This window comes from Clostridium sp. NSJ-49, assembly GCF_014287725.1.
Classification (GTDB): domain Bacteria; phylum Bacillota; class Clostridia; order Clostridiales; family Clostridiaceae; genus Clostridium; species Clostridium disporicum_B.
This window is the reverse complement of sequence record NZ_JACOOP010000082.1, coordinates 1-8624: the sequence shown is the minus strand read 5'-3', so window position 1 is coordinate 8624 and position 8624 is coordinate 1. Positions and strand designations below refer to the sequence as shown.

General features: G+C 28.2%; 6 protein-coding genes and 1 pseudogene. 5 read left to right on the top strand and 2 right to left on the bottom strand.

The window, feature by feature from the left end; translation table 11 throughout:
• Positions 1 to 174 precede the first annotated feature (174 nt).
• Together H8S10_RS17235 and H8S10_RS17230 are read right to left on the bottom strand one after the other, a co-directional pair.
• A complete protein-coding gene (locus H8S10_RS17235) occupies positions 175 to 2136 on the bottom strand; it encodes a DNA topoisomerase (protein WP_186839687.1) in 1962 nt (653 codons plus the stop codon).
• A gap of 76 nt (positions 2137 to 2212) precedes the next feature.
• Positions 2213 to 2827: a TspO/MBR family protein gene (locus H8S10_RS17230; protein ID WP_084758981.1), complete on the bottom strand. Its 615-nt coding sequence runs from the start codon at positions 2825 to 2827 to the stop codon at positions 2213 to 2215.
• 303 nt (positions 2828 to 3130) lie between these two features.
• Here H8S10_RS17230 and H8S10_RS17225 point away from each other — a divergent pair, with 303 nt between their 5' ends.
• The 5 genes and pseudogenes from H8S10_RS17225 to H8S10_RS17205 all read left to right on the top strand — a co-directional run bounded on the left by H8S10_RS17225 (position 3131) and on the right by H8S10_RS17205 (position 8365).
• Entirely contained in the window at positions 3131 to 4489 is a 1359-nt protein-coding gene (locus H8S10_RS17225; RefSeq protein WP_186839686.1) for a Mur ligase family protein, read from the top strand.
• 15 nt (positions 4490 to 4504) lie between these two features.
• A complete protein-coding gene (locus H8S10_RS17220) occupies positions 4505 to 5230 on the top strand; it encodes a type 1 glutamine amidotransferase (protein ID WP_055264803.1) in 726 nt (241 codons plus the stop codon).
• Positions 5231 to 5270: 40 nt separating this feature from the next.
• Positions 5271 to 6557: a serine hydrolase gene (locus H8S10_RS17215; RefSeq protein ID WP_186839685.1), complete on the top strand. Its 1287-nt coding sequence runs from the start codon at positions 5271 to 5273 to the stop codon at positions 6555 to 6557.
• 153 nt (positions 6558 to 6710) lie between these two features.
• Positions 6711 to 7277 (top strand): annotated as a pseudogene (locus tag H8S10_RS17210) (flavin reductase family protein); the annotation flags it as partial.
• A gap of 227 nt (positions 7278 to 7504) precedes the next feature.
• Complete coding sequence (locus tag H8S10_RS17205) at positions 7505 to 8365, top strand: 50S ribosomal protein L11 methyltransferase (protein WP_055264797.1); 861 nt, start codon at positions 7505 to 7507, stop codon at positions 8363 to 8365.
• Positions 8366 to 8624: the final 259 nt, after the last annotated feature.

Sequence of the window (8624 nt, the reverse complement as noted above, 5' to 3'; positions counted from 1 at the left end):
AAAAGTTTCTAAATAGAACTAAGTATTGAATAATTTTAAAGTATTGTGATTCAAATAGGATGTCCATTTGGACATCCTATTATGTTATGCTAATTTCAACACTATTTTAAAACACAGCCAATAAAATTAAAAGTTTCAAGCGTAGATTAACATAATCTACAACTTGAAACTTTTTTACTTTGCATATACATCTTTAACCTTATTAACTTCTCTTAACAACATTCCCATATTAGCATTCTGTAATACTTTGTGTGTATTCTTTTTGGTATATGTCTCTAATTTCATCATAAACTCTTCAGGTTTTATCTCCTCATCATTAACAAGCTTTAACCCTTTTTCCCAAGATGCTGTAAGAGATGGATTTAATAATGATGGGATTGATATTCTTATGGATTCATATATCATTTCTCCTAACTCAGTTGGAGTAAGTATTTGAGTCTTTTTGTTTGATGCTATGTATTCTATGTTAATTAATTTCTTTAGTATTTCTGCCCTAGTAGCAGATGTACCTATACCTGCACCTTTTATATGTTCTCTTAATTCCTCATCTTCAATGAGTTTACCTGCATTTTCCATAGCAATAATCATAGATCCTGTTGTATATCTTTTAGGAGGAGTAGTTTCACCTTCTTTTATTTCTAAATCATCAATGATAACTTTATTTCCCTTTCTTATATTTTCTGGGAAATCATCTCCACTCTCTTCCTTCTCACCTTCAATAATATCAAGATATCCTCTATCTACACATACTTTTTTACTTAGAGTAAAGTTTTCTATATCAACTCCTATAGTAACATTCATCTTACTATATTGAGCTGAAGGATAAAAAATTGCTAAAAATCTTCTTAAAATTATGCTATAAATTTTTCTTTCTAACTCACTAAGCTTTCCTATAACCTCTCTACCCTCTCCAGTTGGAATTATAGCATAGTGATCAGTAATTTTAGAATCATCAACATACTTACTTTTTAATATTGACTTTGCTTTATCTTCTACTATTATCATTTGAGCAGCATCTTGCAATACCTTACCTATTGGTAATGTTGTTAACTTGCTTAAATTCTTCTTTATATCCTTTGCAACAGCTGTTGATAATACTCTAGCATCAGTTCTAGGATATGTGACCATCTTCTTTTCATAAAGCATTTGAACATATTTTAATGTTTCATCTGGACTTATCTTAAATTTCTTAGTACATTCATTTTGTAGTTCTGCAAGGTTAAATAATAATGGAGGATTTTTCTTTTCCTTTGTCTTTTTAACTTCTTTTATAACTCCATGTCCTACATCTCTCAATTCTTGCATTAAACTTTCCGCATCTTCACGTTTTCTAAATCCACTTTCATTATAAAGCTTAGGAGAATCTAAATATTTTGAACCTTCTAGAACTTTCCACTCCCCCTTTATTATGCTCTCTTCACTTTCTCTACTAAAAGAGCCTACTATTTTAAAGAAAGAAGTTTTCTTAAAATCTCTTATTTCTCTTTCTCGCTCTACAACCATTCCTAAAACGCATGTCATTACGCGACCTACTGCTATCACAACATTTTTATCTTTTTTTAATGAGTTTGCTAATACTTTCCCATATGTTAATGTTAATAATCTTGAAAAATTAATCCCAAATATATAATCTTCCTTTGCTCTTAAATATGCAGAGTGAGCTAAAGAATCATAGCATGATAAATCTTTTGCTTCTTTAATTCCTCTCTTTATTTCATCTTCAGTTTGAGAGTCAATCCATACTCTTTTTTTTATTTTATTAGGCTTTCCAGCCATATCATCAACTAATCTATATATATACTCTCCTTCTCTCCCTGAGTCAGTACAAACATAAATAGTATCTACATCTTCTCTATTCATAAGCGATGATACAACATTAAATTGACCACTAGCTGATGGGATTACCTGATATTTATATTCCTCCGGCAAAAAAGGTAAATCTCTTAAATTCCAATATTTCAACTTTTCATTATATGCTTCTGGGTAGCTCATTGTAACCATATGTCCCACACACCAAGTAAATATGCTATTATCCCCTTCTATATAGCCATTATTTCTTCTACCATTTACTTTTAATAACTTTACAAAATCCATTGCTACAGATGGTTTTTCAGCTATAAATAATGTTTTTCCCATAATCACATTCCTTACTATTTTTAAAATAAAATAGACTTCCATGAAGAAAGTCTATTACATTATACTATATTTTTTTCTACATTTCATTAAGCATCCAAATAAAAAATGTTAACACAGCCGCAAAGGATACCCATAAAATATATGGAATCATAAGCACGCCTGCTATCTTGTCCACTTTAAAGAATTTAATTATCGTTAAAATTATCAATACTAGTAATATAATAATTATTATAAATGAAATTCCGTATAACCTAAGATTAAAAAATATTATTGACCATAAAAAATTTATAGATAATTGAATTAAATAATAAAAATAAGCACCTTTATCATCTTTTCCAGCTTTATTATTCATATAAACTCTGTATGCAGCTATTCCCATTAATATATATAAGATAGTCCATACAATAGGAAATACAAATGAAGGTGGAGTAAATATTGGTTTTTTCAAGCTATTGTATACCACCATACTATTCCTAGTTAAGAAACCTATTAAAAGTCCTCCTCCTAATGGTAATAAAATATTTTTAATTAAAGCTACTAAATTGAACTTATTATTAACCTTAAAAATTCTTCCAATTATACTTCCTTTCTCTTTTTTCTTTAGTTTTTTAGCAAGTTTTTTTTGTTGCTTTTCTATTTTATTATTAATGCTCTTTTTATGTTTAATCTCTTTTTTCTCCTTCTTACTCATAAAACACCTCTTGTATATTTTTCAATATACTATATGTTTTATAATGTTAATTTATACGCATTTTATAATAACTTATAACTTTCACTTAATACTAAAATATTTAATAGCATATTCAAAAATATATATCAGAAAACTCTATATTTTATTGAACTATAATTATTAAGAATTTTTCTAGATTTAATCTAAAGATTCATTTGTATAAATCAAAGTTTATGATATACTATTGATGTTATTATTAAATAAAAATAAAGTTGTTTAGCCTCTTTGTTTTTGGGTAATAATGTTAAATAAATTATATAGGCGGTGAGCAAAATTAGTATTAAATCAATAATTAGTATTTTAGCAACTAAATTTACAATATTCCTTACTAAAACTATTTTAAAAGGTGGTACAACTTTTCCTGGTAAGGTTGCATTAAAATTAGATAAGGATATTTTAACTAAGGTTGCTTCAGGATATAATGTAATCCTTGTAACGGGTACAAACGGAAAAACAACAACTACAAGCATGATTTACAATATACTGAAAGAAAAAGGTTATTCAGTTATTACAAATAATACAGGTGCAAACCTTTATTCTGGAATAGTTACTACTTTTATAGATAACTATAAATTTTCAGATAAAAATCATGAAAAATATGCAGTAATTGAAGTAGATGAAGCTAATGTAAAATTTATAACTGAAAAGATTACTCCAAATATAATTACAGTTACAAATTTATTTAGAGATCAACTTGATAGATATGGAGAAGTATATACTACTCTAACTAAAATTTTAGAAGGTGTAACTAACGTTCCAACTTCGAAACTTATTTTAAATGGTGATGAATCTCTACTTGGTAAGCTTGATATCAAAAATCCTGTAGTTTTTTATGGATTTAAAACACATATAAATGAGAATAAAACAATAGACATAAATGCAGATGCAAAGTTCTGTAAATTCTGTAAAACTCCATACCAATATAATTTTGTTACATATAATCACTTAGGTGACTATTACTGTACAGGCTGTGGATATAAACGTCCTGAACTAAAATACGGAGTAGATGAAATTATAGATCTTACATCTGAAAGCTCTACTGTAAAAATTAATGATACAGAAATATTCCTTAGTCAATCAGGAGTATATAACATCTATAATGCCCTTTGTGCTTATAGTATTACAAAGGAGCTTGGAGTAGATGACTTAACAATTAAAAAATCATTAGAAAGTCAAAGTTCTAGCTTTGGAAGACAAGAGACTATTAATATTGATGATAAAGAAGTTAAAATAATATTAGTAAAAAATCCAGCTGGCTACAACCAAGCATTGGATACTTTATGTCTTAGTAAAGATCCATTCTCTGCTGCATTTATACTTAATGATAATTATGCTGATGGAAGAGATGTATCTTGGATTTGGGATGTAAATTTTGAACACTTAAATGATGTAGAATTAAACGAGATATATGTTTCTGGATTAAGATCTTATGATATGGCTGTAAGACTAAAAACTGCTGGCTTAGACTCTTCAAAATTTTCAATAAATGAAGAATATGATGCACTAACAGAAAGCATAAAAGGTAGTAAGAATAAAAAAGTTTATATTCTTGCCACTTATACAGCTATGATTAATTATAGAAAGCACTTACACTCTAAAGGTTATATAAAAAATCTTTGGTAATATTGGAGGATTATTATGGAATTAAATATATGCCACTTATATCCTGATCTTTTAAATGTTTATGGTGATGTTGGTAATATACTAATACTCAAGCATAGAGCTGAAGCTAGGGGTATAAAAGTTAATATTATAAATGTATCTATGAATGATACATTTAATTCAGAAGATTATGACATTGTATTCTTTGGTGGTGGTCAAGACTTTGAGCAATCAATCGTTTCAGATGATTTGATGAATAATAAAAAAGAAGAATTATCTAAATACATAAATAGTGGTAAAGTACTGATTGCTATTTGTGGTGGTTATCAGCTTTTAGGAAAATACTATACTGCACCTAATGGTGAAAAAATAGAAGGCCTTGGAATATTAGATATTTATACTGAAGCCGGTGATAAAAGATTTATAGGTGATACTGTTATCTATAACGAAGAATTTGATGAAACTTACGTAGGCTTTGAAAACCACTCAGGTAGAACTTACGTTAATGGTCTTAAACCATTAGGAAAATGTATTCACGGTTATGGCAACAATGGTTCAGATGGATACGAAGGTTGTGTATATAAAAATACTTATTGCACATACTTCCACGGTTCATTACTAGCCAAAAACCCTGAGCTTGCAGATAGATTTATTAAAACTGCTCTTGATGTAAAATACTCAGAAATTGCTCTAGAAAAACTAGATGATAGTTTAGAATTGAAAGCAAAAGAAAAAATGATTACTAGACTTTCTGGTAAGTAATCTTTAAAAGTTATACAAATTAAAAGGACGGGGAAATTAAATGACGAAAAGATTTTTTAAAGGTATGGTTTTATTACTTTGCTTAACTTTAATTCTACCTTTTATAGGTAATATTGAAGCTTTTGCAACTGAATTACAAGCTCCAGAAATTATTGGAGCATCTTCAATAACTATGGATATAGATACAGGAGAAGTAATCTACTCTAAAAATGCTGATATGAAGCGTTCTCCAGCAAGTACAACAAAATTACTAACTTCGTTATTATTTGCTGAAAATAAAAATAAAGGTGATTTAATTAGTTATACTGAAACTTCTGCATCACTTACTGAAACTACTTTAAGTGGTTTTATAGCTGGAGGTGTAAAACCTGGCGATACTATGACAGCAGATGATGTTATGAAAGCTGTTATGATTTTTTCTGCTAATGATGCTTCTGTTCTTATGGCAGAATCAGTTGCAGGTTCAATTGAAGCTTTTTCAAAGATGATGAATGAAAAAGCCAAAGAACTTGGTGCACTTAATTCAAATTTTGTTAGTCCAAATGGATTAGAAGATCCTACAAATCCTAATAACAATAATTCAACTACAGCTTATGACTTAGCATTAATAGGTATAGCAGCTTATAAAAATGATTGGATAAGAGAAACTATGAAATTAGAAGATACTCCTGTGTATCTTAATGGTGGTAGAATTGATCTTGAAACAAGAAACAAGAATCTTAATAAAGATGGTAATGTTGGTGGAAAAACTGGTACTGAAACTTTAGCTGGTCATTGCTTTGTTGGATTTTATAATAGGGATGACAGAAATTTAGTTACTGTTGTACTTGGATCTGATTATGGCTCTGATGGTACAAATGTATTTAATGATACTAAAGCTGTAGCTGACTATAGCTACGAAGTTAGCAAAGTTCCATATAAAACAACTGGAGAAGAAATAGGAAACGTAGATTTAAGCTACAAACTATTTAAATTCTTTGGGCCAACAAAAACAATAACTGCGCCAGTTATATTAGCTCAAGATGTAGAATACTATAAAAATGATTTTAATGATACAAATGCAAACCTTTCTCTATCTAATACAGATGCCGATGCTTGGAAGGTTGCATCTAATAACTCTGTTGATTTAACTTTCTCAATAGGACATTTTACTGAAACTGTTAAAGGAACTATTGCTTTAACTACAGGCCAAATATTCAAAGCTAACTTGCCTGTTTATGCAGCTGTAATAATAGGTACTATAATTGCTATCGTATTAATTGTTATAATAGTTAATTTAATAAGAAAATCAAGTAGAAAAAATAGAAGAAATAGATACTACAGATAGAAAAACGGCTGCTTAAGCAGTCGTTTTTTATTAATAATTAAAAATCTATACATAATATATCTAGTTTATACTAAATTATTTATTTTTCTTTTTTAATCGTTAATTATTATGTTATAATCTTTAAGATAATTTTAAAAAAGGTGTGAATTTAATATGACTAAAAAAGTAGACTTTAAAGGCAGTGTTATCTTAAACCCTGTTCCAGTAGTCTTGATAACTTCAAGAAACAAAGAAGGAAAGGAAAATGTCTTTACTGTAGCTTGGACAGGAACAGTTTGTACTAAACCTCCAATGCTTTCAATTTCAGTAAGACCAGAACGTCTTTCCTATGAATATATAAAAGAAACTATGGAATTTACAGTAAATCTTCCTACTTCAAAAATGACAAAAGCTGTAGATTACTGTGGCGTTAGACCTGGTAGAAAATTCGATAAAATTAAAGAAATGAACTTTACTATGAAAGAAGGAAGTAATATAAACGTTCCTTATATAGATGAGTGTCCTATATCGATAGAATGTAAAGTTAAAAGTATTATTCCTTTAGGTACTCATGATTTATTTATCGCTGATGTTGTTGGATCCCACGTAGATGCAAGTCTTATGGATGATAAGGGTAAGATTCACTTTGAAGAAGCTGATTTAATTACATATTGTCACGGAGAATATTACAAGATGGATAAATATCCTCTTGGAAAATTCGGATATTCTGTAGCTAAAAAACCGGTAGAAATAAAAAACTCTACATTATTGAAAGAAAAAACAACTGAAAAAGATTCTACAAAACAAAATAATTTTTCTAAAAGCAAAAATAAAGCTAAGAATAAATCTTCTAAATCTGTAGTTTCATCAAAAAAAAGAAATACTTCTAAAAATAATTCAAAATTTAAGAAGAAAACTACTAATTCTAATAAACAAAAGATAAAATAATTACTTGAAAGGATGATATTATGTTTATAATTTCATATAAGCTTCCATACGCTTTATTAGACTCTACAATTGAAACTTTAGCAATAAATGATATATACAATGTATTTTATGAAAACCCTTTGGAAATAACTACAGATGATTATGGATACGGCTATTTAGAAAAGGATGATGAAGATATAATTCTAAAGGTAGCTTTTGAAGAATCTAAAGAATTATTAGATGAATTTTTAATTACTCTAAAAAACATTTTAAAAATTGATTATATCAATGTTGAAGAAAATACTAACGATTATACTACTTTTGAGTCTCCTATAATACACTTAGACGATACATGGGTTATTGCTGGCCCTGAAGAAAACTTTGACCATAAGAAAAAAATAAATTTTATTTCTCAAGGAGCTTTTGGTACTGGACTTCACGAAACAACTCAAGATATATTAAGATTACTACTTAATAAATTAAATTTAAAAAATAAATCTGTGCTTGATATTGGTACTGGATCAGGGATTCTTTCTATAGCTTCCTCAATTGCCGGTGCATCATCTGTAACAGCTGTAGATATTCGTGATGTACAAGATGAAGTTGAGCTTAACGCTTCTTTAAATAATCTTACAAATATAACTACTATTGTTGGTAATATATTAGATAATACTTCATTAATACAGGATAAATTTGATTGGATTTTTATAAATATCGGTGGAGAAGAAACTAAAATGTTCATGAATTTTATAAAATCTCATCTAAACCATGGTGGAAACTTATTAGTGTCAGGTCTTGTGGAATGGAGCTTTGAAGAGGTAAAATCTAATGTTGAAAAGTATGGCTTTACTCTTTTAGAAAAGCATCAAACTAATGAATGGGTAACCGCTGTATTCAACTAATAATTACTATTTCAATTTACTTATAAAACATATTTAATATTTAAGTTAATCTATTAATATAAAAAGGGGCTGTCTCTGAAATGATTTTTAAAATCATTTCAGTAGACGGTCTTTTTATTTTTTATTCATATATTTATATGAAATTATTTCTAAATGAACAAGTTTTTTGACACGACAAATAGGAGGTTATAAGCCTCCTATTCTCTGTAAAAATATACCTTTACGCTATTTTCTTTTCATGCAATAATATACCATTTCT

Excerpts from the sequence above, each read along its gene's own strand:
- H8S10_RS17205 (WP_055264797.1), top strand. The coding sequence starts at position 7,505 with ATGTTTATAATTTCATATAAGCTTCCATACGCTTTATTAGACTCTACA.
- H8S10_RS17215 (WP_186839685.1), top strand. The coding sequence starts at position 5,271 with ATGACGAAAAGATTTTTTAAAGGTATGGTTTTATTACTTTGCTTAACT.
- H8S10_RS17235 (WP_186839687.1), bottom strand. The coding sequence starts at position 2,136 with ATGGGAAAAACATTATTTATAGCTGAAAAACCATCTGTAGCAATGGAT.
- H8S10_RS17220 (WP_055264803.1), top strand. The coding sequence starts at position 4,505 with ATGGAATTAAATATATGCCACTTATATCCTGATCTTTTAAATGTTTAT.
- H8S10_RS17230 (WP_084758981.1), bottom strand. The coding sequence starts at position 2,827 with ATGAGTAAGAAGGAGAAAAAAGAGATTAAACATAAAAAGAGCATTAAT.